Genomic DNA, 23,753 nt, shown 5'->3' with positions numbered 1-23,753 from the left:
CTGGCGAAAATCCTTCTGGCCGAGATGCCGCACACCTTCAACCTGATGAAGGCCGGGTTGTTCTCGCAGTGGCAGGCCACCATCCTGGCCCGCGAGACCGCGTGCCTGTCGTGGGAGGACCGCCGGGTCATCGACCACGAACTATGTGCCACCGGGCCGAACGGGCGGCCCGCGAAGGCGGTCGCGATGGGGCTCCGCCAGCTCGAGAACGCCGCCAAGAAGCTCGCCATCTCGCTCGATCAGGCCTCCGTGGTCGCCCGTGCGGCGAACGCGGCCAAGGACCGCCGGGTCAGCCTGCGGCCGGCACCGGACACGATGACCTGGTTGGGTGCCCTGCTGCCGGTCCAAGACGGCGTCGCGGTCTTCGCAGCCCTGGACCAGGCCGCCAAGACGGCTGCTGCTGCCGGGGATGAGCGGAGCCGGGGTCAGGTCATGGCCGACACCCTCGTCGACCGGGTCACCGGACGCAGCAGCGCCGAGGCGAAGCCTCGGGTCGAGGTCAAGATCGTCATGACCGCCGACGCTTTGAGCAACGACAGCGATCAGCCGGCGATGGTGGAGGGCTACGGACCCGTCCCCGCCGCCTGGGCGCGGGAGGCTCTGGCCGATGCCGAGGTGTTCGTGCGCCGGCTGTTCACCGACCCCGCCGGCCAACTGGTCGCGATGGAATCACGCTCCCGCAAAGCCCCCGACGGACTCGCCGAGTTCATCGTGACTCGCGATGGCGGGACCTGCCGCACCAACGGGTGTGACGCCCCGATCCGCAACATCGACCACATCCAACGCCACACCGACGGCGGCGCCACCAACGCCGAGAACCTCCAAGGGCTCTGCGAACGATGCAACCAAGCCAAAGAAGCCCTCGGATGGCAGGCCAGATCAGGACCCGACGGCAGCATCACCACCATCACACCCACCGGCCACACCTACACCAGCCCACCACCCGACACCTGGGGCCAAGACCCACCACCCCTGTCCCGGGCAGAGTTCACGCTGCGCGACGTACTCCTCGACCACACCCTCGCCGCCTGAGGCAGATCGCGGTCAGGCGAGGGGAAGAAGGTCGCGCTCGGCGAACACCTTCTTGGCGGTGAAGGTGGCGTTCAGGGCGCGGGGAAAGCCGCAGTAGACCGCCGAGTGGAGGAAGGCCTCGATGATCTGCTCAGGGGTCAGGCCGACGTTGAGGGCGGCGTTGATGTGGACCTCGAGCTGCGGCTCGCACCCGCCCAGGGCGGTGAGCATGCCGAGAGTGACGAGCTGTCGGTCCCGCGGTGCCAGACCGGGGCGGGCGTAGATCTCGCCGAAGCCCCAGGCCACGATCTGGTGCCCGAGCTCCGGGGCGATGTCGGCGAGCGAGTCGATCACTCGGGCCCCGGCCTCGCCGTCGATCGCGTCGAGGATCTCGCGGCCCTGGTCGTGTCGGGCGGCGCGGATGTCGGGCTCCTGGGTCGGGTTCACGTTGGTCATGCCGGGAACGCTAGGAGTTGGAGTGCGCTCGAAGTCAACGGCACGAGGCGCCCGCCTAGGACGCGTACGCGATCTGCTCCTGGACCTCGAAGCGGAGGCCGTTGGCGGCGGCGATGTAGACGTCCTGGTCGACGAGGTTGCCGTGCATCCGCATCAGACCGCGGGGGCTGGAGTAGCTGTGGCGCTCGGCGAGGCGCAGAGCGGGCTCGACCTCGAGGGAGCCGCAGGCGTCGCCGACCTGGCGCAGGAACATCAGCGACTCGTAGCAGGACTCGCCCACCGCGTTGAGGGAGGGCGCGTACTCGCCGAAGCGGCGGTAGTAGCGCTCGGCGAGGCCGGCCGACTCGGGGGTGGTGAGGCCGTCGAAGTAGGCAGCGGCGGCGAAGACGTTGGCGTTGGCGCCGGCGCCGCCGGCGAGCAGGGTGTTCTCCTCGACGGCGGGGCTCAGCCGGGTCAGCGACGAGCTCAGCCCGGCGGCGGCGAACTGGCGGTTGAAGTGCACCGCGTCCTGCCCCATCAGCAGCATGATCACGCCGTCCTGCTCGCCACCCTCGAGCCCGCGCAGCACGCCGGCGAAGTCGCGCGTCCCCAACGGCACGTACGTCTCGCTCACGACCTCCGAGAGGGAGCCGTGCAGCGCCGCGCGTGCCGTCGACCCGGTGACCCGCGGGAAGACGTAGTCGTTGCCGACCACGGCCCAGCGGGAGACGCCGTGGTTGGCCCGCATCCAGGCGGCGGCGGGGAGCAGCTGGTTGACCGGCCGCTCGCCGATCATGAAGACGCCGGGGGTGTCGTCGCCACCTTCGTGCATGGCGGCGAAGGCGTAGAGGGCCCGGCCCCCGATGCGGGCGGTGATCGCCTGGCGTACGGCGGAGATGTGCCAGCCGGCGATCGCGTCGACCCGCCCGAGCTCGACCAGCCGGGCCACCTCGGCGGCCACCTCCTCAGGTGTGCGCCCGGCGTCGACCGCCACCATCTCGACCGGCCGTCCGGCGATGCCGCCTCCGGTGTTGAGCTCCTCGGTGGCCAGCTCGCCGCAGGCCAGGCAGCCGGGACCGTAGATGCCGGTCGGGCCCTGCATCGGGACCACGAACGCGATCGAGACCGCCCCGGGCGGGCGGGGTGCGAGGCCCAGCAGGGCATGGGATGACGGGGTGAACGACGGTGGGGTCATCGACACCTGCTCCCGAACGGAATGTTGTCCTGATGACTCACCATTGAGCCGTTGGGTGGTTAGGGTACGGCAGACAGCGATCGTGGGGAGGGCTCATGGAGGTTGCCGAGACGGCCGGCACGGATCCGGCCGTGCTGCTCGCCCGAGCGCAGCGCCGGATCGAGCGCGCCCTCGCCGAGGCGTACGCCGACTTCGACCTCACCGCGGAGCAGTGGCGCATCCTCAGCGTGCTGCTCGACCAGCCCGGCCAGACGATGTCGCGGCTGGCCGACGGCGCCGCGCTCCCGGCCGGCACGCTGACCCGCCACGTCGACCGGCTCGCCGAGCGCGGGCTGGTGCTGCGCAAGGTCCACGCCGAGGACAAGCGTCGCGCGGTCGTCGCGCTCTCGCCGGTGGGCGCCTCGGTCGCCCGCGAGATCCGCGCCCGGCAGCAGATCGAGCCCGTCGCCGACGTCGTCCGCGACCTCCGGACCGCCCTGGACAGCCTCTGAGAAGACGTTTCCGCCTGGAAACAAATCCCCCCTGGGTTCGACACATGGGCGAAACAAGCCGTCCCTAGATTCCTTCCATTCGAGAGCAATTGTCCGATGGAAGGACCCCCATCCCGTGCGTACGAAATTCTCGAGCCGCGTCCTCGCGGCCAGCTCGGTGCTCGCCCTGGGCATGACCGCGACCGCGTGCGGCGGCGCGAAGACCGGTGACTCCGCGACCAGCGAGAGCTGCGTCGACACCAGCGGCGACACCGTCAAGATCGGCTTCCTCAACTCCCTGTCCGGCACGATGGCGATCAGCGAGACGACCGTCTTCAAGTCCCTGTCCATGGCTGCCGAGGAGATCAACGCCGACGGCGGCGTGCTCGGCAAGAAGCTCGAGATCGTCAGCGAGGACGGCCAGTCCGAGCCGACCGTCTTCGCGGAGAAGGCGACCAAGCTGATCCAGGACGACTGCGTCGCGGCCGTCTTCGGCGGCTGGACCTCCAGCTCGCGCAAGGCGATGCTGCCGGTCTTCGAGGGCAACGACGCGCTGCTCTTCTACCCGGTGCAGTACGAGGGCCTGGAGTCCTCCCACAACATCTTCTACACCGGCGCGACCACCAACCAGCAGATCATCCCCGCCCTCGACTTCCTCAAGCAGGAGAAGAAGATCGAGTCGATCTTCCTGGTCGGCTCCGACTACGTCTTCCCGCGCACGGCGAACAAGATCATCAAGCAGTACGCAGCAGCCAACGGCATCGAGGTCCTCGGTGAGGAGTACCAGCCCCTGGGTTCGACCGACTTCGGCACGGTCGTCGACAAGGTCAAGGCCGCCGGCGCGGACGCGGTCTTCAACACCCTCAACGGTGACTCCAACGTCGCCTTCTTCAAGGAGTACAAGGGCAAGGGCCTGACCGCCTCGGCGATGCCGGTGCTCTCGGTCTCCATCGCCGAGGAAGAGGTCCCGGGCGTCGGCGTGGGCAACCTCGAGGGGCAGTACACGGCCTGGAACTACTACCAGACCATCGACAGCCCGGCGAACAAGGAGTTCGTCACCGACTTCAAGGCGGCCAACGGCGCCACGGCGGTCACCTCCGACCCGATGGAGGCGGCCTACACCTCGCTCCATCTGTGGAAGGGCATGGTCGAGAAGGCCGACTCGTTCGCGGTCGAGGACGTCATCGACGCCGCCGACGGCGTCACCTACGATGCACCCGAGGGCACCGTCGAGGTCGACGGGGAGAACCACCACATCGCCAAGACCGCGCTCATCGGCCAGGTGAACGCCGAGGGTCTGATCGACACGGTCTGGTCGAGCGACGAGCCGATCGAGCCGGACCCCTACCTGAAGTCCTACGACTGGTGGAAGAACTAGCCCGTTGGATGCCCTGCTCGCCCAGGTCTTCACCGGCGTCTCCGCCGGTGCGGTCCTGCTCCTCATCGCTCTCGGGCTCACCCTGACCTTCGGTCAGATGGGTGTGATCAACATGGCTCACGGCGAGTTCATCATGGCCGGCGCGTACACCGCCTACGTCGTCTCGACCATCGTCGCCAGCACCGAGCTGAGCCTGCTGATCGCGCTCCCCGCGGGGTTCGTGATCGGCGGCCTGCTCGGGCTGGCGCTCGAGGCCAGCGTGCTGCGGTGGATGTACGCCCGTCCGCTGGACACGCTGCTCGTCACCTACGGCGTCGGTCTCGTCCTGCAGCAGGTCGCGCGCGACATCTTCGGGGCGCCGGCCAAGGAGGTGCCCGCACCGGGCTGGCTCGACGGGTCGATCCCGATCCTCGGCTACGACTTCCCGCTGACCAGGCTCTTCATCCTGGTCCTGGCCGGGGTCTGCGTGGCGGCGCTGCTGGCCGTGCTCCGGTTCACGGCGCTCGGACGGCAGATCCGGGCGACCGTCGGCAACCGGGACCTCGCCGAGACGATCGGCATCTCGACCCGGCGCACCGACCAGGCCACCTTCTTCATCGGCTCCGGCCTGGCCGGGGTCGCCGGGGTGGCGCTCACGCTGCTCGGCTCGACCGGCCCGAACCTCGGCACGTCCTACATCGTGCAGGCGTTCCTGGTGGTCGTGGTCGGCGGCATCGGCCACCTCAAGGGCACCATCGTGGCGGCACTCGGCATCGGCCTGCTGCAGGCGTTCCTCGCCCATGCGCTGACCGGCTCGGTCGCGCAGGTGATCGTCTTCCTCGCGATCGTCGCCTTCCTGCAGCTGCGCCCGCAGGGCATCCTCTCGGTCCGGACCAGGAGCATGGCATGAGCACCTCGAGAATCAAGAACAGCTCTCCGTACGTCGGCTGGCTGCTGCTCGCGATCGCCCTGCTCGTCCTCGCCCCCGCCGTGTTGTCGGACTTCCGGCTCGGTCTGCTGGCCAAGTACTGCTGCTACGCCATCGCCGCGGTCGGCATCGGTCTGGCCTGGGGTCGCGGCGGGATGCTGGTGCTCGGCCAGGGACTCTACTTCGGCATCGGCGCCTACGCCATGGCGATGCACCTCAAGCTCGCCGACGCCGGGCCGGGCGGGGTGCCGGACTTCATGGCGCTCTACGGCGACGCCACGGTGCCGGGCTGGTGGGAGCCGCTGCGCAGCGGCGCTCTCGCGCTCGTCGTCATCCTCGTCCTGCCGGCACTCGTGGCGGGCCTGCTGGGGCTGGCGGTGTTCAAGCGGCGGATCAAGGGGGCGTACTTCGCCATCCTGTCGCAGGCACTGGCCGCCGCCTTCGCGATCCTGCTCGTCGGTCAGGTCAAGACCACCGGCGGCGCGAACGGGCTCAACAACTTCCAGGGCTTCTTCGGGTACGCCCTGTTCGACCCGGCCAACAAGCGGATGCTCTACTTCATCGCCGCCGGGATCCTGCTGGTCTCGATCCTGGCGATGGCGTGGCTCTACCGCACCCGCTTCGGCGAGCTGCTGGTCGCGGTCCGCGACGGCGAGGAGCGGGTCCGCTTCCTCGGCACCGACCCGGCCAACGTGAAGCTGGCGGCGTACGTCATCGCGGCCGTCCTGGCCTCGATCGGCGGCGCGCTCTTCGTGCCGATCGCCGGGATCGTCTCGCCCGACGACGTCGGGGTGGTCGCCTCTATCGGGCTGCTCGCCGGGGTCGCGCTCGGCGGGCGGGCCTCGCTGCTCGGCCCGGCCGTCGGCGCGCTCCTGGTCGGCTATGCCGAGACCTCGCTCTCCGAGGCGTTCCCGGGGTCGTGGTCCTACTTCCAGGGAGCGCTGTTCGTGCTCGTCATCCTGCTGTTGCCGGGTGGGCTGGCGCAGTTGCTGGGGATGGTGAGGGGCCTGCCCTCGCGGCGTTCGGCGACCGAGACGTCCGAAGAAGCAACGACGCGGGTGGGCGAGGAGGTGACGGCATGACCGCGGAGATGTTGCAGGTGAACGACCTGCGGGTCGAGTTCGACGGGTTCGTCGCGATCGACGGGGTGTCGCTGACCCTGGAGCCGGGCCGGCTGCACTTCCTGATCGGCCCCAACGGCGCCGGGAAGACCACGCTCGTCGACGCCCTGACCGGTCTGGCCAAGGGGAGTGGTGAGGCGCGTTATCGCACACGCGATCTGCTCGCGCTGGCATCGCACCGGATCACCCGCCTCGGCGTGGGACGTACGTTCCAGACCGCGACGGTCTTCGAGGAGCTGAGCGTGCTGCAGAACCTCGACATCGCCGCGGGCGTGCACCGGGCGCGCTGGCGGCTGATGCTCCCGCGGCGACGGACACCGGAGCAGGTCGCCGAGGTGCTGGAGACGGTGGGTCTCACCGAGCTCGCCCCCCGGCCGGCCGGGGTGCTCTCGCACGGGCAGAAGCAGTGGCTGGAGATCGGCATGCTGCTGGTCCAGGACTCCTCGGTGATGCTGCTCGACGAGCCGGTGGCCGGGATGTCGGCCGAGGAACGCGAGGAGACCGGTGAGCTGCTGCGCCGGATCAGCCCAGACCGGACCGTCGTGGTCATCGAGCACGACATGGACTTCGTCCGTAGGTTCGCCGACGTCGTCACCGTCCTGCACGCCGGGAAGGTGATCACGGAGGGCACTGCCGCCGAGATCAGGGAGGACGCCGAGGTGCAGCGGGTCTATCTGGGAGAGGACGCCTGATGCTGAAGATCGAGTCGGTCACCGGTGGCTACGGCCGCACCACGGTGCTCCACGAGGTCAGCCTCGAGGTCCCGACCGGCGCCGCGGTGGCGCTGATGGGCCACAACGGCGCCGGCAAGACGACGTTGCTCAAGGCCGCCGCCGGGCTGGTCCGGCCCAAGAGCGGCCGGGTGCTGCTCGACGGCGAGGACGTCACCGCGCTGCGGCCGAGCGCGCGGGTGAAGCGCGGTCTGGGCTACGTCCCGCAGGGTCAGCAGAGCTTCGGTGACATGACGGCGCTGGAGAACCTCCAGCTGGTCGGGGACCGGTCCGGGATCAGCGAGATGCTCGACCTGTTCCCGGCCCTCGAGGACCTTCTCGGGCGACGCGCCGGGCTGCTCTCCGGCGGTCAGCGCCAGCAGCTCTCGATCGCGCGTACGCTGCTGACCAGGCCGAGGCTGCTCATCCTCGACGAGCCGACCGAGGGCATCCAGCCCAACGTGGTCGCCGAGATCGAGCGGGTGATCTCCGAGCTCACCGGGCGCGGCGACCTCACCGTGCTGCTGGTCGAGCAGCATGTCGGGTTCGCGCTGCGTACGGCCTCTGCCTACTACATCCTCGAGTCCGGCCGGATCACCGCACGCGGTGACGGCGGCTCCGGGGCCCACGAGCACGTCCGATCCCAGCTGGCCGTCTAGAAGGATCCACCGATGCATCTGACCCCGTCCGACACCGAGAAGCTGCTGCTGTCCGTGGCCGGGATGGTCGCGCGCGACCGGCTGGCCCGAGGAGTGCTGCTCAACTACCCCGAGTCGGTCGCGCTGCTGTCCACCTGGGTCATCGAGCGGGCCCGGGAGGGCGCGTCGGTCTCCGACCTGATGACGCAGGGCCGCGCCGTGCTGACCCGCGAGCAGGTCATGCCCGACGTGGTCGACATGCTCGTCGAGGTGCAGGTCGAGGCGACCTTCCCCGACGGCCGCAAGCTCGTCACCATCCACCAGCCCATCGCCTGAGGAGGCCCCATGTCTGTGCAGTCCCGAGGACCCGGAGCCGTACGCGTCGCCGAGGGCACCATCCACCTCAACGCCGATCGGAGCGAGTCGGAGCGACGCACCCTGGTCGTCCTCAACACCGGTGACCGGCCGGTCCAGATCGGCTCCCACATCCACCTCCCCGAGGTCAACGCGGCCCTCTCCTTCGACCGCGAGGCCGCCGAGGGGTTCCGGCTCGACATCCCCGCCGGCACCTCGCGCCGGTTCGAGCCGGGTGCTTCCCGCGAGGTCGCGATCGTCGCGCTCAAGGGTGCGCGTCGCGTGCCCGGCCTGCAGATCAAGCACAGCCAGACCACGGAGGCGTGACGGTGGAGATCAGCAGGACCGAGTACGCCGCGCTCTACGGCCCCACGACCGGCGACCAGGTGCGGCTCGGTGACACCGACCTGTGGATCGAGGTCGAGGACGACCTGACCGCCGGTGGCGAGGAGTCGGTCTTCGGCGGCGGCAAGTCGATCCGCGAGTCGATGAACCAGTCCACGGTGCCCCGGGCCGAGGGCGCTCTCGACACGGTGATCACCAACGCCGTGGTGCTCGACCACTGGGGCATCGTCCGGGCCGACGTCGGGATCCGCGGCGGGCGGATCGTCGCCCTGGGCCGCTCCGGCAACCCCGACATCGCCGACGGCGTCCACCCGGACCTGATCATCGGGCCTGGCACCGACGTCGTCAGCGGCGAGGGAAAGATCCTCACCGCCGGGGCGATCGACATCCACGTACATCTTCTCTCCCGGTCGCAGATCGTCGAGGCGATCTCGACCGGGATCACCACGATCGGCGGTGGCGGCACCGGGCCCTCGGAGGGCTCCAAGGCCACCACGGTCACCCCCGGGCCGTGGCACCTGGAGACCATCCACCGCGCACTCGACGACCTGCCGGTCAACCTCCTGCTGATGGGCAAGGGCAACACCGTCTCCGCCGCCGGGCTGGCCGAGCAGGCCCTCGCCGGCGCCGCCGCCTACAAGGTCCACGAGGACTGGGGCGCGACCCCGGCGGCGATCGATGCCGCTCTCAGAGCCGCCGACGAGCACGGCCTGCAGGTGGCGCTGCACTCCGACTCGCTCAACGAGGCGGGCTACCTGGAGTCGACCGTGGCGGCGATCGCCGGCCGCTCGATCCACGCCTTCCACGCCGAGGGCGCCGGGGGAGGGCACGCGCCCGACATCCTCTCGGTCGCCTCGCTGCCCTACGTCATCCCCGGCTCGACCAACCCGACCCTGCCGCACACCGTCAACACCGTCGCCGAGCACCTCGACATGCTGATGGTCTGCCACCACCTCAACCCGCGGGTACCCGAGGATCTGGCCTTCGCCGAGTCCCGCATCCGGGCGACCACGATCGCCGCCGAGGACGTGCTCCACGACCTCGGCGCGCTCTCGGTCACCTCCTCCGACGCACAGGCGATGGGCCGCATCGGCGAGGTCGTCTGCCGCACCTGGCAGGTCGCCCACGCGATGAAGGGCCGGCTCGGCCCGCTGGGCGGTCCGGCCGACAACGTGAGGGCGAAGAGGTACGTCGCCAAGTACACGATCAACCCCGCCATCGCCCACGGGATCGCCGCCGAGGTCGGCTCCGTGGAGCCCGGCAAGATGGCCGACCTGGTGCTGTGGGACCCGCGGTTCTTCGGCATCCGGCCGGAGGTCGTGATGAAGGCCGGCGTCCTGGTCTGGGGCGCTCTCGGCGACCCGAACGCCTCGATCCCGACCCCGCAGCCGGTGCTCATGCGACCGGCGCTGGTCGGGCCGGGTGCCGACCATGCGGTCTCCTTCGTCGCGCCGTCGGCGCTCGATGCCGGGCTCGCCGACCGCCTCGGCCTGCGCCGCCGCCTCGTGGGGATCGAGCCGACCCGGGAGATCGGGAAGGCGCAGATGATCAACAACGACGCCACCCCCGACATCCGGATCGAGCCCGAGACGTTCCGCATCCACGTCGACGGCGAGCTGATCGAGCCCGCCCCCGCGACCGAGCTGCCGCTGACCCAGCTCTACTCGATGTTCTGAGCGGCGATGTCCGAGGAGCTGCTCATGATGCTGCTGGCCGACGCCCGACTCCCGGTCGCCGGTCACACCCAGTCGGGCCAGCTGGAGGCGGCCGTACGCTCCGGCCTCACCGCCGAGCAGGTGCCGGTCTTCATGCGGTCGCGCCTGGCCAGCGTCGTGCGGGTCGAGGCCGGGACGGCGGTGGTCGCGCTGCACCGGCTGCGCGCCGGTCTGCCCTTGGAGCCGGTCCTGGACGCCTGGGCGGCCCGCACCCCGGCGGCACCGATGCGGGACACCTCGCGCACTCTCGGTCGCGCGCTGTTGCGGCTGGTCAGGCGCCTTTTCCCGGACTCGATGCACGTTGCCGAGGTGGCCGCCCTCGAGCGGCGGTGCCGTCCGCTCGTCCTGGCCGCGGCGGCCGCCACCGGTGGCCTTGCGCCGGCCTCGCTGGGCCGGCTGGTGGCGTACGACGACCTGCAGACCGTCGCCTCGGCAGCCCTCAAGCTGCTGCCCCTCGACCCGCTCGACGCCACCTCGTGGGTGCACGACCTGCTGCCCGAGGCCGAGCGGGTCGCCGCCGAGGTCGCGCCACTCACCGACCCCCACCAGATCCCGGCGCCCAGTGCGCCCCAGCTCGACCTGTGGGCCCTCGCCCACGCCGACACGACCAGGAGGTTGTTCAGTGCCTGAAACTGTGACAGAGGATGGGACGAGGAACGGCAGGGGACTGCGCATCGGGGTGTGCGGCCCGGTCGGGACCGGCAAGAGCTCGCTGATCGCGCTGCTGTGCCGCGAGCTCTCCGCCGACCTGGAGATCGGCGTGGTCACCAACGACATCTACACCGACGAGGACGCCCGCTTCCTCCGCTCCGCCGGGGTGCTCGACCCGGCCCGGATCCGAGCGGTCGAGACCGGCGCCTGCCCGCACACCGCGATCCGCGACGACGTCACCGCCAACCTGATCGCCGTCGAGGAGCTCGAGGAGGAGTTCGCGCCGCTGGACGTGGTCCTGGTCGAGTCGGGCGGCGACAACCTCACCGCGACGTTCTCCCCGGCTCTGGTCGACACCCAGATCTTCCTGATCGACGTCGCCGGCGGCGGCGACGTCGCCCGTAAGGGCGGCCCCGGCATCGAGCGCGCCGACCTGCTGGTGGTCAACAAGACCGACCTGGCCCCGTACGTCGGTGTCGACCCGGTCGCGATGGTCTCCGACGCGGGGTCGGTGCGCGAGGGCCGCCCGGTCATCGCCCTCTCCCGCACCGACCCGGCCTCCGTCGAGGAGCTGATCGCCTGGGTGAGGTCCGAGCTGACCCGGCACCGTGGCGGGGCTCTGGTTCCGGCCGACCCGGGTCCGATGGCGCCGCACTTCCACGCCGACGGCACCAGCCACGCCCACGAGCATGACCACCAGCACGCCTGAGGTTGCCAGAGGCTCCCTGACCCGGGTCCGGGTCGGGGCGGTCGACGGCGGCCGGGTGCGGGTGCAGACCGAGGTCGCCGGCCCGGCGACCGCCCCGGCGCTGCGCCCGATGCTGCTCGCCAGCGACGCCCGCTCGGCGCGGATCTCGCTGGTCCCCGACGGCGCGATGCTGCTGGCCGGCGACCACGTCACGATCGAGGTCGAGGTGGGGGAGGGCGCGCGCCTGACCCTGGTCGAGCCCGCCGGGACGGTGGCGTACGACATGGACGGCGGCCACGCGTCCTGGTCGGTCCGGATCGCCCTGGCGGCCGGCGCGGGACTGGTCTGGGCCGGCGAGCCGTTCGTCGTCTCCGCCGGCGCGGACGTCACCCGTGACACCCGGGTCACCCTCGGTCCCGGTGCGAGGCTCGTCCTCCGCGAGACCCTGGTCCTGGGGCGCCACGGCGAACCCCCCGGTCGGGTGAGCACGACCTGGGAGGCCCACGACCATGACGGTCGGCCGCTCCTGGTCGAGTCGCTCGACCTGGACGCGGACTCCCTGGCCCCCGGGCTCCTCGGCCCGTACCGGGTGCTCGGGTCCGTCACCGCGCTCGGGTGCGACCTGCCGTCCGACGCCTGCCCCGAGGGCCGGCTCGACCTGGAGCACGGCGGGACGCTGTGGCGCCACCTGGCGAGCGAGACCCACGAGGTCCCGAACCAGCCCTGGGAATGCGCCGCGACTGGTTGAGGTTTCAACAGGCGTGACTGACATCGAGTTCGGCCTGGACACCTTCGGCGGGGTCACCCGCGACGCCGAGGGCAAGCCGCAGCACCACGCGCAGGTGATCCGCAACATCGTCGAGGAGGGCGTGCTCGCCGACCAGGTCGGGCTCGACTTCTTCGGAGTGGGGGAGCACCACCGCCGCGACTTCGCCGTCTCCAGCCCGGAGATGGTGCTCGCCGCGGTCGCCTCCCGCACCGACCGGCTGCGGCTCGGATCCGCAGTGACCGTGCTCAGCTCCGACGACCCGGTGCGGGTCTTCGAGCGGTTCGCCACCCTCGACGCGGTCTCGAACGGCCGCGCCGAGATCGTCGCGGGGCGCGGCTCGTTCACCGAGTCGTTCCCGCTGTTCGGCTTCGACCTCGCCGACTACGAGGAGCTCTTCGAGGAGCGCCTCGAGCTGCTCGCCGCGCTCCTCGAGGAGGAGAAGGTCACCTGGGAGGGCCGCACCCGCGCGGCACTCACCGACCAGGAGGTCTTCCCGCGCACCGAGAACGGCCTCACCGCCTGGGTCGGCGTCGGCGGCAGCCCGGAGTCGGTCGTACGCACCGCCCGCCACGGCTTCGGCCTCTTCCTCGCGATCATCGGCGGACCGGCCGACCGGTTCGCGCCCTACATCGACCTCTTCGAGCGGGCCCAGGACGAGTTCGGGGTTCCGCGAAAGCGGGTCGCCGTGCACTCGCCCGGGTTCGTCGCGAAAACCGATGAGCAGGCCCGCGAGACTGTCTACGAGGGCTGGCTGGCGATGCGTACCCAGATCGGCCGCGAGCGTGGCTGGCCGCCGCCGCGGCCCGGCGACTTCGAGCGCGAGATCGAGGGCGGGTCCCTCTACGTCGGCTCGCCCGAGACGGTCGCCCGGAAGCTGGCCGGCACCATCAAGGTGCTCGGCGTCGACCGGTTCGACCTGAAGTACGACCAGGGCCAGGTGCGTCACGAGGACCTGATGGGCTCGATCGAGCTCTACGGAACCGAGGTCGTGCCGCTCGTCAAGGACATGCTGGGCTGATCCCGCCGGTCAGCCCAGCCCGTCAGCCCAGCCAGCTCGAGATCGGGTGGATCGCGAAGTAGACGGCGAACATGACCGCGACCAGCCACATCAGCGGGTGCACGGTCCTGGCCTTGCCGCGGACGATCTTGATGAGCACGAAGGCCAGGAAGCCTGCGCCGATGCCGACCGAGATCGAGTAGGTGAACGGCATCAGTGCGATCGTCAGGAACGCCGGGATGGCGATGTCCGGGTCGGCCCAGTTGATGTCCTTGACCTGCTGCATCATCAGGAAGCCGACCAGCACCAGGGCCGGCACCGCCGCCTCCGAGGGGATCACGGTGACCAGCGGGGCCAGGAACGTGGTGAGCAGGAACAGCACACCGGTGACGACCGCGGCCAGACCGGTGCGGGCGCCCTCGCCGACGCCCGAGGCGGACTCGACGTAGGAGGTGTTGGAGGAGACACCACCGGCGCCACCGGCGGCAGCGGCCAGCGAGTCGACGACCAGGATCGAGCGCGTACGCGGCGGGGTGCCGTCCTCGCGCAGCAGTCCGGCCTCGGAGCCGATCGCGGTCATCGTGCCCATGGTGTCGAAGAAGTCGGCGAGCATGAGCGTGAAGATCAGCAGCACCGCGGTCACGATGCCGACGTTCTCGAAGGAGCCGAGCAGGTTGAACTCGCCCAGCGTCGCGAACGAGGGCCAGTCGATGATCCTGTCCGGGATCGCCGGCACGTTGAGCGCCCAGCCGGTCGGGTTCTCGGCGCTGCCCCTGCCGAGGTCCGCGATGGCCTCGACGATGATCGCCAGCACCGTGGTCACCGCGATCGAGATCAGGATCGAGCCGCGCACCTTGCGCACCCACAGGGTGATCACCAGTGCGAGGCCGATGACGAAGACCAGCACCGGCCAGCCCGCGAGCTGCCCGGTCGGACCCAGCTGCACCGGAACGGTGGTGTTGGCGGCGTCGGGGATGCGGCGTACGAACCCGGCGTCGACGAAGCCGATCACCGCGATGAACAGGCCGATACCGACCGAGATCGCGGTCTTGAGCTCGCGCGGGACGGCGTGGAAGACGGCCTCCCGGAACCCGGTCAGCACCAGCACCAGGATCACCAGGCCCTCGATCACCACCAGGCCCATCGCGTCGGCCCAGGTCATCTGCCCCGCGATCGAGAACGCCACGAACGCGTTGAGCCCGAGCCCGGTAGCCAGCGCCAGCGGATAGTTGGCCACGAGGCCCATCAGGATCGTCATGACGCCCGCCACCAGCGCGGTTCCGGCCGCGATCGCGGCCAGGTTGTCGCCGCTGGTGCCACCCAGGAGGTCGCCGTTCATGTCCTCCGCGAACCCGAGGATCAACGGGTTGAGGGCGACGATGTAGGCCATCGTGAAGAAGGTGACCACGCCACCGCGGACCTCGCGCCCGACCGTGGAGCCGCGCGCGCTGATCTGGAAGAACCGGTCAAGAGCATGGGGACGTGCCGGGGTCGAAGTGCTCACGCCCCGCATCTTCGCAGATGGCGACGGTTGACCGGGGCAGTCCCCTCAGCGCGCCGGGACCGCCGTCAGTTGATCGTTCTCACGGGGCATCGCGCGACGGCTGCCTTCGCGATCCGTACGTCCGCGGTGACGAGAGTGAGGTCGTGCGACTCGGCGACGGCGACGTAGCCGGCGTCGTAGGTCGACAGGTTGCTGCGAAGCTCCCACATCCGGGTAAGACAGGGGCCGGTCGGTGCGGTGATCACCGTGATCGCTTGGAGCCAGTGCAGCGCTCGGTCCCCGTCGTTGGGGGTGAGCTTGCCGCCCAGGGAGAGTCCGCGGAAGACGCTGAGCACCTCGGTGCGCCAGATCTCTGGGACGATCCATTCAGGGTCATCGGCCAGGATCTTCGTCGCCGCGTTCACGCGAGGGTCGGTGTCGGGGTCGGAGAACAGGAGGGCGACTGCGGAAGCGTCGGGGACGATCACGCAGCGCCCTCGTGGCGCTCGCCGCGAGCGGCGTCGCGGGCAGCGAGCACGTCTTCGGTGGTGAACTTCGAGTCGCCCCGGCTGGCCACCACGCGGTCGATCAGAGCCTGGTTGTTGGCGAACGAAGCCTCCCGGAGGACGACGTCGCGCAGGTAGGAGTTCAGCGACTGCCCACGGTCCTTCGCGCGCTGGGCGAGGACGTCACGTACGTCATCGGGGATGTCGCGGATCTGCAGGTAGGCCATGCACTCATTATGAGTGCAGTATGCATTCGCATCAAGTGGTCAGTTGGTGTGGTTGATCGGCAGGTCGGCCTCGGCGGTGCCCCAACTCTGATTCGGCTCCGCACCGACGTCGATGCGGACGGTGCCGCCGCGGTTCATCACAGACTCGGGCAGCCAGGACTGCTTGCGATCGCGGCCGTCGAGGGTGACGGACCGGACGTAGATGTTCTCGGTGCTCGCCTGCGGCGAATCGATGGTGATGTTGACGCCGTTGCCGCGGTGGATGGTGACCTTCTCGAAGACCGGGCTGGAGATCAGCATCTCGGCGCGGGCGGGGTCCTGGGGGTAGATGCCCATCGCGGCGAAGACGTACCACGCCGACATGGTGCCGAGGTCGTCGTTGCCGGGCAGGCCCCGCGGCCCCGTGCCGTAGGCGAGCGAGGCCATCGCGCGGACCGTCTCCTGGGTCTTCCAGGGCGCGCCGAGGGCGTTGTACATCCACGGGACATGGATGCCGGGCTCGTTGGTCGGGTCGTAGCGGAGCGCGTCACCGCCGGTGTACTGCCAGGAGCCGTCGGCCTTGTGGAAGAACGCGTCCAGCCGCTGGATCGCGCGCTCGCGCCCGCCGACGGCCTGGGCCAGCCGGTCCACGTCGTGCGGCACCATCCAGGTGTACGTCGCGCTGCTCCCTTGAGCGAAGCCGGTCTGGGTCGACGGGCTGAAGCCCGCGACCCAGCTCCCGTCGGCGTTGCGGGCCTGCTGGTAGCCGGCCGTCCCGGTGGCGGGGTCGGTGGCGGCCGGGTTGAAGGTGTGCTGCCACCAGCCGGCCCGCTCCATCAGCGCATCGGTCTCGGCCGAGGAGGCGCCGAGGCGGCGGCCCCAGTCGGCGAGCGAGTAGTCGGCGACGGAGTCCTCGAGGGTCTCCGCGGCACCGCCCCAGCAGCGGCAGGTGTCCTGGGGCGCGTACCCCTTGGCGAGGTAGTCGGCCAGGTTCGGCCGCTGGCCGATGCACTGGCCAGGACAGCCGTAGCTGGAGAGCCCGTCCGGGTGCGGCACCGTCGCCTGGCGGACGAGCGACTCGTAGGCGCCGGCGGCGTCGAAGTTGCGGACCCCGAGCGAGTAGAAGCCGGCCAGTGTCGGGGCGCTGGGATCGCCGGTCATCACGTGGGTCCAGCCGCTCAGGTGGACCCAGCGGTCCCAGACTCCGCCGTGCTGGCGGGAGTAGGCGTGCAGCGAGCGGGCGAAGTCGCCGGCCACGCGCGGCTCCAGGAGGGCGAGCAGCTGGGTGTGGGCGCGGTACTGGTCCCAGCCGGAGAAGTTGCCGTACTGCGCCTGCTGGCCTCGCTCGATCCGGTGCACCTCCTGGTCGCTGCCCCAGTAGGTGCCGGCCACGTCCGAGATCACGTTGGGCTGCAGGTAGGAGTGGTAGAGCCCGGTGTAGAACGCGGTCTGCTCCGCCGAGGTGCCGCCGGCGACCTCGATCGAGGAGAGCGCCCGGCGCCACTCTGCGCGAGCGTCCGAGGCGACCGAGGCCACGGTGTCGCGCCGCCCGATCTCGCCGGCCAGGTTCGCCTCGGCCGCCGACTGGCTGGTGTAGGAGATCCCGATCCGCATCCGCACGCTCTGGTCTCGGCTGGGGTCGAAGGAGACGTAGCCGCCCGAGCCCTGTCCCTGGCGGGCCGCGCCGGTCTCGTAGCCCTCGCCACCCCGCGCCTCGGTGCTGCCCGGCCGGAGCTCGCCGTTGACCCAGGTGCCGTGGCCGGTGAAGGCGCGATCGAACTGCGCGGCGAAGTAGAGGCGGTAGTAGGAGCGCTTGTTGCTCCCGCCGCCGTTGCCGCGCCTGCCGCAGAACGCGCCGGTGAGCACCGAGCCGCTCACCGTCCGCCGCGCCTCGTCGATCCGCGTCACCGCGGTCTCGCTGCCGTTGAGCGAGTTGGAGGTGCGGAAGAGCAGGTTCGCCGGCTTGTCGGCCGGGAAGGTCAGGTCGCTGACCGCCGCCCGGGTCGTCACCGCGGTGTCGACCTCCGCCCCGTTGGCCAGGCCCAGCCGGTAGCGGCCCGGCTCGGCCAGCTCGTCGGCGTGGCTGAAGTTCGAGGCGTACGTCGCATCGGTCACGTCCGCGGTCGGCGACCCGGTCATCGCACCGGTGTGCGGGAAGATCGGCACGTCGCCGGCGGCGCCCGGGTGACAGCCGGCCCCGTTGACGTGGGTCAGCGAGAAGCCGCGCAGCCGGGTGGTGTCGTAGGAGTAGCCGTTCGACGCGGCGGTGTTGGTCTGGTCGCCCGCCGTGGAGGTCGGGCTGAAGGAGAGCATCCCGAAGGGACGTACGGCTCCGGGGTAGGTGTTGCCGCCGTTCGCCGAGCCGATCAGCGGGTCGACGAGCGCCACCGGATCGCCGACCGGGGGCGCGGCGGCCTGAGCCGCGGTGAGCGAGGTGAGCGCGCCGCCGAGGAGCGCGAGGGACAGGGCACAAGTCGCGAGAACCCGCATGGCGGAGGACGATTCCAGAAGAAGGCCCTCCGCCGTGCGGGTTCGGGTGAGGAACAGTTGAACTCAGGCGGTCCACTCGGGGTAGTCGGTGTAGCCGGCCTCGCCGCCGCCGTAGAAGGTTGCCAGGTCGGGCTCGTTCAGGGGCAGGCTCTCCTCCAGACGCCGGGGCAGGTCCGGGTTGGCGATGAAGGTGCGCCCGAACGCGGCCGCGTCGATCAGCCCGGCCTCGAGCAGGCGCGCGGCCTTCTCCGAGGTGTAGGCGCCGGCGGCCACGATCGGGCCGGGGTGCGCGGCGCGCAGCTGCTTGCGGTAGTCGTCGGTCAGCTCCGGGCCGCCGGCCCAGTCAGGCTCCGACAGGTGCAGGAAGGCGATGCCGCGCTTGCCGATCTCCTCGGCCAGGTGGAGGCCCATCTTGGCGCCCTCGGGGTCCTCGAGGCCGTTGAACGAGCCGATCGGCGAGATCCGGATGGCGACGTGCTCGGCGTCCCACTCGGCGATGACCGCGTCGAGCACCTCGAGGGTGAGCCGGGCGCGATTCTCCAGGGAGCCGCCGTAGGAGTCGGTGCGCTCGTTGCTGCTCGCGCTGGCGAACTGGTGGAGCAGGTAGCCGTGGGCGGCGTGGATCTCGACGAGGTCGAAGCCGGCCTCGCGGGCGTTGCGCGTGGCGCGACGGTAGTCGTCGAGCAGATCCGCGATCTCGGAGGTCTCCAGGGCGCGGGGCGTGGGGCAGTTGACCCGGGTCGGGGTGCCGTCCTCGCCGCGTACGGTCGTGCGGTTGCGGTAGGGGAGCGCGGAGGCGCTGACCGGGAGGTCACCGTCGTGGAACGACTCGTGGGAGACCCGGCCGGTGTGCCACAGCTGCGCCGCGATCCGGCCGCCCGCCTCGTGGACGGTGTCGGTGACGTGCCGCCAGCCCTCGACCTGCTCGGCGGAGTAGATGCCCGGGGTGTCCATGTAGCCCTTGCCCTGGGGCGAGATCTGGGTGCCCTCGGAGACGATCAGGCCGGCCGAGGCGCGCTGCCGGTAGTAGTCGGCCATCAGCGGGTTGGGTACGTCGCCGGGCCGGCTGGCGCGCATCCGGGTCAGCGGCGCCATCAGGACGCGGTTGGGGAGGGTCGTCGAACCGAGGTTCAGCGGCGAGAACAGTGAGGTCATGTGGCGCTGAACTGAGCGGGCGCTCATATTGTTCCCGACTCCGGTGCCGGAGCGGCCGAGCCGGCGATCACCAGCGCCCCCATCACGCCCGCCTTGTCGCCGAGCTCGCTCGGGACGACGTCGAGCGCGGCGGCGGTGTCGGGCTGGGTGAAGCGGTCGATGGAGTCCTTGATCCCGAGGACGAAGGAGTCCGAGTGGCGCATCGTGTCGCCCACCACGATCAGGGCCGGGTTGAGGTGGTTGCAGAGGTCGGCCAGCACCCGGCCGACGGCGCGGCCGGCGTCGTCGAGGATCCGGTTGACCCGGATGTCGCCCTCCTGGGCGAGCTCGAGCAGCCGCTCGACGCTGAGCATCTCGTCGTAGGCCGGCTGCAGCAGCTCGACCAGCCGGGAGCCGCCGAAGGCCTTCTCCAGGCAGCCGCGGTTGCCGCACCGGCAGATCGGGCCGTTGTCCTCGAAACGTACGTGGCCGATCTCGCCGGCGATCCCGGTGATGCCCCGGTAGAGCTTGCCGGCCAGGACCAGGCCGGCGCCGATGCCGCTGGAGGCCTTGACGTAGATGACGTCGTCGACGTCGCGCGCGGCGCCGTACTCGATCTCGGCGAGGGCACCGAGGTTGGCGTCGTTCTCGATCTGGACGGGCAGGCCGATGCGCCGGGCCAGCTCCTCGCCCGGGGCCAGGTCCATCCAGTTGCCGAGGATGGGGGAGACCACGATGCCGCTGTGCGGGTCGACGGGGCCTGGGATCCCCATGCCCACGCCGAGGACCCGGTCGTTCCTCGGGTCGACGCCTGCCTCGGCCAGGCAGTCGCGTACGAGCGCCGCCGCGCGGTCGATGGTCTCGACCGCGGAGTTGTCTACGTCGAGCCGGATCTCCTGCTCGACCAGCGGATTCGTGGCGAGGTCGGCGACCGCGACCCGGACGTGACGATGGCCGATGTCGACGCCGATGAGCGTGCCGGGAGCGCCGCTGACGGTGAGGAGCGAGGGCGGGCGGCCGCCGCCACGGGCCAGGCCGGCGCCGGTGGTCTCCACGATCTGCCCGGAGGCGAGCAGCTCCTGGACGATGCTTGACACCGTGCTGCGGGAGAGCCCGGTGCGCCGGGCGAGCTCGGCGCGGCTGACCGGTGCCGACCGCCCCAGGAGGTCCAGAACCTGGGATCGATTGGTGGTGCGCAACCGCGACTCCGGTGAGGTCATGTCGTGACTGTAGGTGATTATGTCGATTTTCGACAGATCTCAGGTTGAAAACGTCCTGCGTTATGCGTTGACTCGACAGAATCGGGAGGCGTACGTTGTCTCGGCACGCGACCGCGAGTAACCCAGATCACATACCGACACGGCGGTCGCGCAACCGGAGGACAAAGATGAACGCAACGCGTAAGGCCCTGGCCGCCGGCCTGGCCGCCCTGAGCCTGCTGGCGGTCTCCGCTTGCGGGAGCGACAGCGAGAGCGGCAGCACCGATGAGGTGGAGGTCTTCACCTGGTGGGCCGAGGGTAGTGAGAAGGCCGGGCTCGATGCCCTGGTCAAGGTGTTCGACGAGCAGAACCCCGACCTGAAGTTCGTCAACGGGGCCGTCGCCGGTGGCGCCGGCAGCGACGCGAAGAACGTGCTTCAGTCCCGCCTGCAGAACGGTGAGCCGCCGGCCACCTTCCAGGCGCACGCGGGCGCCGAGCTGACCGACTACATCAACGCCGGCCAGATCGAGGACCTCACCGACCTCTACGAGGAGAAGGGCTGGAACGAGCAGTTCCCCGAGGGTCTGCTCGAGCGGCTGACCCAGGACGGCGGCATCTACTCCGTCCCCTCGAACATCCACCGTGCCAACGTGATGTGGGCCAACCCGGCGGTCCTGGAGAAGGCTGGCATCGAGGCCGACAAGACCTACGACTCGCTCGACGCCTGGATCGCCGACCTGAAGAAGATCAAGGCCAAGGGCATCATCCCGCTCTCGATCGCGACCGACTGGACCCAGGTCCACCTTCTCGAGACCGTGCTCCTCGCCGATCTGGGCGTCGAGGCGTACAACGGCCTCTGGGACGGCACCACCGACTGGGGCGGCAGCGAGGTCGAGGCCGCGCTCGCCGACTACAGCACGCTCCTCTCGCTGACCAACACCGACCGCCAGGGTCTCGACTGGCCGGACGCGACCCAGCTGGTCATCGACGGCCAGGCCGCGTTCAACGTGATGGGTGACTGGGCCGAGGCGGCCTTCCAGGAGCAGAAGAAGACGCTCAACACCGACTACACCGCGGTCCCGGTCCCGGGCACCGACGGCGTCTTCGACTTCCTCGCCGACTCGTTCACGATGCCCGTCGACGGCCCCAACGCCGCCGGCACCGAGGCCTGGCTCGAGACCATCGCCAGCGACGAGGGCCAGGTCGCCTTCAACAAGGCGAAGGGCTCGATCCCGGCCAGCACGACCGCCGACACCGCCGACTTCGGCGAGTACCAGCAGACCGCGATCAAGTCGTGGAGCGAGGACGAGATCGTCTCCTCGCTCGCCCACGGTGCCGCGACCTCGGTCAACTGGCTGACCGACGTCACCGCCGCGGTCGCCAAGTTCGGCAGCAACAACGACGTCGCCGAGCTCCAGGAGGGCCTCGTCGAGGCCGCCGAGGACAACAAGCCCGAGTAAGCGCGTCATCCGGTCCGAGAGGCTGCGGCCGCATCACCTGCCGCAGCCTCTCGGCCGCCCTTTGTGAAAGGACGGACACATGTCCTCCACGGTGCCGAGCGCCGTCAAGCGACCCAGACGGCCCAAGGGCCGCATCGGCGGCCACGGGTGGGTCGCCCCGGTACTCCTGATCCTGCCGACCGTCATCGTCGTCGGCGTCTTCGTCTACGGCCTCATCGGGTCCAACATCCACACCTCCCTGCAGGACCGTCACAACATCGGTCCGTCCCAGGGCTTCGCGGGTCTGGAGAACTACCGCGACCTGTTCACCGACGACGACTTCATCTACTCCCTGCGCAACCTGCTGCTCTACACCGCGACGTTCCTCGTCGGCACCCTGTGCCTGGGGTTCCTGTGGGCCTGGCTGCTGGAGCGCAAGGCCCGCGGCGAGTCGCTGTTCCGGGCCATCTACCTGTTCCCGATGGCGGTCTCGTTCGTCGCCTCCGGTGTGGTGTGGCGCTGGCTGCTCAACAACGCCGAGGGTGATCGCGCCTCCGGCCTGAACCGGCTCTTCGGGTCCCTCCACCTCGACTTCCTGCAGAACCCGTGGTGGACCGACGAGCGGTGGGGCATCCTGGCGATCGCCGTTCCCGCCATCTGGCAGCTGAGCGGCTATGTGATGGCCCTCTTCCTGGCCGGCTTCCGCGGGATCCCCGAGGAGCTGCGTGAGGCGGCCCGGATGGACGGTGCCTCGGAGTGGCAGCTCTACCGCCACGTCATCTTCCCGCAGCTGAGCCCGGTCGCCCTCTCCGCGATCATCATCATCGGCCACATGTCGCTGAAGGTCTTCGACCTGATCATGGCCATCGCGGGCCAGACGAACTACACGACCCAGGTGCCCGCCACCCAGATGTGGATCGAGTTCACCCGCGGCGACTACGCCAAGTCGGCCGCCATCGGCACGATCCTGCTCGTCATCGTGGCCATCCTGATCGTTCCCTACCTCGTCTCCACCTACCGTCAGGAGCGTCGCCGATGACTACTGATGCCATCCCGGCAGCTGTCGCGACCAGGATCCCGGGCGAGCGCTCGCGCGGTGTCTGGCGCACCGTCAAGTACGTCCTGCTGATCCTCTTCGCCCTGGTCATCCTGCTCCCGGCGTACGTCCTGTTCGTGACCAGCTTCAAGGGGCTCGGCGACGCGACGCCCGCCAACGCCTGGAAGCTTCCCGAGTCCTGGGAGACGGCCGGCTGGTCGCGTGCCTGGGAGCAGCTCGGGCCGGCGCTGGGGCGCACCTTCGCGATGGTCATCCCGGCCTCGATCATCTCCTCGGTGCTCGGGTCGATGAACGGGTTCGTGCTCTCCAAGTGGCGCTTCCCGGGCGCCGACGTGGTGTTCACGCTGATCCTGTTCGGGATGTTCATCCCCTACCAGGCGGTGATGGTGCCGCTGGTCCAGCTGATGGGCAACCTCGGCGTCCCGAACGGCGTGCCGAGCCTGATCGTGCTGCACGTGGTCTACGGCCTGCCGATCACCACGCTGATCTTCCGCAACTACTACGCCGGCGTCCCGGTCGAGCTCGTCGAGGCCGCTCGGGTCGACGGCGCCGGCATGCTCCGGACGTACGCCTCGATCATCCTGCCGATCTCGGCGCCGGCGTTCGTGGTGGTGCTGATGTGGCAGTTCACCTCGGCCTGGAACGACTACCTGTTCGCGCTGTTCTTCTCGACCTCGCGCAACGGGCCGGTCACGATCGCGCTCAACTTCCTGGCGAGCGGTCAGCTGCAGGACTACTCCGCCAGCATGGCGGGGGCGCTGATCGCCTCCGTCCCGACGCTGATCATCTACATCCTGCTGGGCCGCTACTTCGTCGGCGGGCTGATGGCGGGCTCGGTCAAGGGATGATCGAGCG

General features: G+C 70.2%; 25 protein-coding genes. 17 read left to right on the top strand and 8 right to left on the bottom strand.

Annotated elements, in window-relative coordinates; genetic code table 11:
* The coding region (locus ACFVDI_RS23115) for a DUF222 domain-containing protein (protein ID WP_378910873.1) at nt 1-1,032 on the top strand (1,032 nt) is incomplete at its 5' end.
* A gap of 12 nt (nt 1,033-1,044) precedes the next feature.
* Here the strand turns inward: ACFVDI_RS23115 and ACFVDI_RS23110 are convergent.
* Together ACFVDI_RS23110 and ACFVDI_RS23105 are read right to left on the bottom strand one after the other, a co-directional pair.
* Nucleotides 1,045-1,467 carry a carboxymuconolactone decarboxylase family protein gene (locus tag ACFVDI_RS23110; RefSeq protein WP_378910871.1) on the bottom strand — a complete coding sequence of 141 codons (423 nt, stop codon included), beginning with the start codon at nt 1,465-1,467 and terminating at the stop codon, nt 1,045-1,047.
* A 55-nt stretch (nt 1,468-1,522) separates the two neighbouring features.
* On the bottom strand, nt 1,523-2,641 hold the full coding sequence (locus ACFVDI_RS23105) for a substrate-binding domain-containing protein (protein ID WP_378910869.1): 1,119 nt from the start codon (nt 2,639-2,641) through the stop codon (nt 1,523-1,525).
* 95 nt (nt 2,642-2,736) lie between these two features.
* On the opposite strand from ACFVDI_RS23105, the gene ACFVDI_RS23100 reads away from it, so the two are divergent.
* The 13 genes from ACFVDI_RS23100 to ACFVDI_RS23040 all read left to right on the top strand — a co-directional run bounded on the left by ACFVDI_RS23100 (nt 2,737) and on the right by ACFVDI_RS23040 (nt 13,405).
* Nucleotides 2,737-3,132: a MarR family winged helix-turn-helix transcriptional regulator gene (locus ACFVDI_RS23100; protein ID WP_378910867.1), complete on the top strand. Its 396-nt coding sequence runs from the start codon at nt 2,737-2,739 to the stop codon at nt 3,130-3,132.
* A gap of 115 nt (nt 3,133-3,247) precedes the next feature.
* Nucleotides 3,248-4,489: an urea ABC transporter substrate-binding protein gene (urtA, locus tag ACFVDI_RS23095; protein ID WP_378910863.1), complete on the top strand. Its 1,242-nt coding sequence runs from the start codon at nt 3,248-3,250 to the stop codon at nt 4,487-4,489.
* Between the two features lie 4 nt (nt 4,490-4,493).
* Entirely contained in the window at nt 4,494-5,378 is an 885-nt protein-coding gene (urtB, locus tag ACFVDI_RS23090; RefSeq protein ID WP_378910860.1) for an urea ABC transporter permease subunit UrtB, read from the top strand.
* Nucleotides 5,375-6,478: an urea ABC transporter permease subunit UrtC gene (urtC, locus tag ACFVDI_RS23085; protein ID WP_378910856.1), complete on the top strand. Its 1,104-nt coding sequence runs from the start codon at nt 5,375-5,377 to the stop codon at nt 6,476-6,478. The genes urtB and urtC overlap by 4 nt, the downstream gene beginning before the upstream one ends.
* A complete protein-coding gene (gene urtD, locus ACFVDI_RS23080; protein ID WP_378910847.1) occupies nt 6,475-7,209 on the top strand; it encodes an urea ABC transporter ATP-binding protein UrtD in 735 nt (244 codons plus the stop codon). Before urtC ends, urtD begins: the two co-directional genes overlap by 4 nt.
* The gene (locus tag ACFVDI_RS23075) at nt 7,209-7,886 is read left to right on the top strand and encodes an ATP-binding cassette domain-containing protein (RefSeq protein WP_378910845.1); all 678 of its coding nucleotides are present in this window, start codon (nt 7,209-7,211) and stop codon (nt 7,884-7,886) included. The genes urtD and ACFVDI_RS23075 overlap by 1 nt, the downstream gene beginning before the upstream one ends.
* A gap of 12 nt (nt 7,887-7,898) precedes the next feature.
* Nucleotides 7,899-8,201: an urease subunit gamma gene (locus tag ACFVDI_RS23070; protein ID WP_141805279.1), complete on the top strand. Its 303-nt coding sequence runs from the start codon at nt 7,899-7,901 to the stop codon at nt 8,199-8,201.
* Between the two features lie 9 nt (nt 8,202-8,210).
* Nucleotides 8,211-8,546 (top strand): urease subunit beta, encoded by a 336-nt coding sequence (gene ureB, locus ACFVDI_RS23065; RefSeq protein ID WP_378910836.1) that lies wholly within the window; start codon nt 8,211-8,213, stop codon nt 8,544-8,546.
* A complete protein-coding gene (locus ACFVDI_RS23060) occupies nt 8,543-10,240 on the top strand; it encodes an urease subunit alpha (protein ID WP_378910833.1) in 1,698 nt (565 codons plus the stop codon). Before ureB ends, ACFVDI_RS23060 begins: the two co-directional genes overlap by 4 nt.
* A 6-nt stretch (nt 10,241-10,246) precedes the next feature.
* Nucleotides 10,247-10,909, top strand: coding sequence for an urease accessory UreF family protein (locus ACFVDI_RS23055; protein ID WP_378910830.1), 663 nt, complete (start codon nt 10,247-10,249; stop codon nt 10,907-10,909).
* Complete coding sequence (gene ureG, locus ACFVDI_RS23050; protein WP_378910826.1) at nt 10,902-11,639, top strand: urease accessory protein UreG; 738 nt, start codon at nt 10,902-10,904, stop codon at nt 11,637-11,639. Before ACFVDI_RS23055 ends, ureG begins: the two co-directional genes overlap by 8 nt.
* Nucleotides 11,620-12,366, top strand: a complete 747-nt coding sequence (locus ACFVDI_RS23045) for an urease accessory protein UreD (protein ID WP_378910823.1) — start codon at nt 11,620-11,622, stop codon at nt 12,364-12,366. The genes ureG and ACFVDI_RS23045 overlap by 20 nt, the downstream gene beginning before the upstream one ends.
* 13 nt (nt 12,367-12,379) lie before the next feature.
* A complete protein-coding gene (locus tag ACFVDI_RS23040; protein WP_378910820.1) occupies nt 12,380-13,405 on the top strand; it encodes an Atu2307/SP_0267 family LLM class monooxygenase in 1,026 nt (341 codons plus the stop codon).
* A 22-nt stretch (nt 13,406-13,427) separates the two neighbouring features.
* Here the strand turns inward: ACFVDI_RS23040 and ACFVDI_RS23035 are convergent, their stop codons facing one another.
* The 6 genes from ACFVDI_RS23035 to ACFVDI_RS23010 all read right to left on the bottom strand — a co-directional run bounded on the left by ACFVDI_RS23035 (nt 13,428) and on the right by ACFVDI_RS23010 (nt 20,423).
* Nucleotides 13,428-14,897: an NCS2 family permease gene (locus ACFVDI_RS23035; protein ID WP_378910817.1), complete on the bottom strand. Its 1,470-nt coding sequence runs from the start codon at nt 14,895-14,897 to the stop codon at nt 13,428-13,430.
* Nucleotides 14,898-14,953: 56 nt separating this feature from the next.
* Nucleotides 14,954-15,355 carry a type II toxin-antitoxin system VapC family toxin gene (locus ACFVDI_RS23030; RefSeq protein WP_378910815.1) on the bottom strand — a complete coding sequence of 134 codons (402 nt, stop codon included), beginning with the start codon at nt 15,353-15,355 and terminating at the stop codon, nt 14,954-14,956.
* Nucleotides 15,352-15,600, bottom strand: a complete 249-nt coding sequence (locus ACFVDI_RS23025; RefSeq protein ID WP_378910810.1) for a hypothetical protein — start codon at nt 15,598-15,600, stop codon at nt 15,352-15,354. The genes ACFVDI_RS23030 and ACFVDI_RS23025 overlap by 4 nt, the downstream gene beginning before the upstream one ends.
* A gap of 39 nt (nt 15,601-15,639) precedes the next feature.
* A complete protein-coding gene (locus ACFVDI_RS23020; RefSeq protein ID WP_378910808.1) occupies nt 15,640-18,069 on the bottom strand; it encodes a GH92 family glycosyl hydrolase in 2,430 nt (809 codons plus the stop codon).
* 63 nt (nt 18,070-18,132) lie between these two features.
* Nucleotides 18,133-19,224: an N-ethylmaleimide reductase gene (nemA, locus tag ACFVDI_RS23015; protein WP_378910804.1), complete on the bottom strand. Its 1,092-nt coding sequence runs from the start codon at nt 19,222-19,224 to the stop codon at nt 18,133-18,135.
* Between the two features lie 23 nt (nt 19,225-19,247).
* Nucleotides 19,248-20,423 carry an ROK family transcriptional regulator gene (locus ACFVDI_RS23010; protein WP_378910802.1) on the bottom strand — a complete coding sequence of 392 codons (1,176 nt, stop codon included), beginning with the start codon at nt 20,421-20,423 and terminating at the stop codon, nt 19,248-19,250.
* Between the two features lie 167 nt (nt 20,424-20,590).
* Here ACFVDI_RS23010 and ACFVDI_RS23005 point away from each other — a divergent pair, with 167 nt between their 5' ends.
* The 3 genes from ACFVDI_RS23005 (at nt 20,591) to ACFVDI_RS22995 (ending at nt 23,746) form a co-directional block, all read left to right on the top strand.
* Complete coding sequence (locus ACFVDI_RS23005) at nt 20,591-21,862, top strand: ABC transporter substrate-binding protein (protein WP_378910799.1); 1,272 nt, start codon at nt 20,591-20,593, stop codon at nt 21,860-21,862.
* A 79-nt stretch (nt 21,863-21,941) separates the two neighbouring features.
* Complete coding sequence (locus ACFVDI_RS23000) at nt 21,942-22,880, top strand: carbohydrate ABC transporter permease (RefSeq protein ID WP_378910796.1); 939 nt, start codon at nt 21,942-21,944, stop codon at nt 22,878-22,880.
* Nucleotides 22,877-23,746, top strand: a complete 870-nt coding sequence (locus ACFVDI_RS22995) for a carbohydrate ABC transporter permease (protein WP_378910787.1) — start codon at nt 22,877-22,879, stop codon at nt 23,744-23,746. The genes ACFVDI_RS23000 and ACFVDI_RS22995 overlap by 4 nt, the downstream gene beginning before the upstream one ends.
* Nucleotides 23,747-23,753: the final 7 nt, after the last annotated feature.

It is taken from the genome of Nocardioides sp. NPDC057767, assembly GCF_042798275.1.
Lineage (GTDB): Bacteria > Actinomycetota > Actinomycetes > Propionibacteriales > Nocardioidaceae > Nocardioides.
The sequence above is the reverse complement of the archived record's forward strand: the minus strand, read 5'-3'. Positions and strand labels throughout refer to the sequence as shown.

Coding starts and splice junctions, on each gene's coding strand:
- ACFVDI_RS23110 (WP_378910871.1), bottom strand. CDS start 1,467: ATGACCAACGTGAACCCGACCCAGGAGCCCGACATCCGCGCCGCCCGA.
- ACFVDI_RS23105 (WP_378910869.1), bottom strand. CDS start 2,641: ATGACCCCACCGTCGTTCACCCCGTCATCCCATGCCCTGCTGGGCCTC.
- ACFVDI_RS23100 (WP_378910867.1), top strand. CDS start 2,737: ATGGAGGTTGCCGAGACGGCCGGCACGGATCCGGCCGTGCTGCTCGCC.
- urtC (WP_378910856.1), top strand. CDS start 5,375: ATGAGCACCTCGAGAATCAAGAACAGCTCTCCGTACGTCGGCTGGCTG.
- urtD (WP_378910847.1), top strand. CDS start 6,475: ATGACCGCGGAGATGTTGCAGGTGAACGACCTGCGGGTCGAGTTCGAC.
- ACFVDI_RS23075 (WP_378910845.1), top strand. CDS start 7,209: ATGCTGAAGATCGAGTCGGTCACCGGTGGCTACGGCCGCACCACGGTG.
- ACFVDI_RS23070 (WP_141805279.1), top strand. CDS start 7,899: ATGCATCTGACCCCGTCCGACACCGAGAAGCTGCTGCTGTCCGTGGCC.
- ureB (WP_378910836.1), top strand. CDS start 8,211: ATGTCTGTGCAGTCCCGAGGACCCGGAGCCGTACGCGTCGCCGAGGGC.
- ACFVDI_RS23055 (WP_378910830.1), top strand. CDS start 10,247: ATGTCCGAGGAGCTGCTCATGATGCTGCTGGCCGACGCCCGACTCCCG.
- ACFVDI_RS23045 (WP_378910823.1), top strand. CDS start 11,620: ATGACCACCAGCACGCCTGAGGTTGCCAGAGGCTCCCTGACCCGGGTC.
- ACFVDI_RS23035 (WP_378910817.1), bottom strand. CDS start 14,897: ATGCGGGGCGTGAGCACTTCGACCCCGGCACGTCCCCATGCTCTTGAC.
- ACFVDI_RS23025 (WP_378910810.1), bottom strand. CDS start 15,600: ATGGCCTACCTGCAGATCCGCGACATCCCCGATGACGTACGTGACGTC.
- ACFVDI_RS23020 (WP_378910808.1), bottom strand. CDS start 18,069: ATGCGGGTTCTCGCGACTTGTGCCCTGTCCCTCGCGCTCCTCGGCGGC.
- nemA (WP_378910804.1), bottom strand. CDS start 19,224: ATGACCTCACTGTTCTCGCCGCTGAACCTCGGTTCGACGACCCTCCCC.
- ACFVDI_RS23010 (WP_378910802.1), bottom strand. CDS start 20,423: ATGACCTCACCGGAGTCGCGGTTGCGCACCACCAATCGATCCCAGGTT.
- ACFVDI_RS23005 (WP_378910799.1), top strand. CDS start 20,591: ATGAACGCAACGCGTAAGGCCCTGGCCGCCGGCCTGGCCGCCCTGAGC.
- ACFVDI_RS23000 (WP_378910796.1), top strand. CDS start 21,942: ATGTCCTCCACGGTGCCGAGCGCCGTCAAGCGACCCAGACGGCCCAAG.
- ACFVDI_RS22995 (WP_378910787.1), top strand. CDS start 22,877: ATGACTACTGATGCCATCCCGGCAGCTGTCGCGACCAGGATCCCGGGC.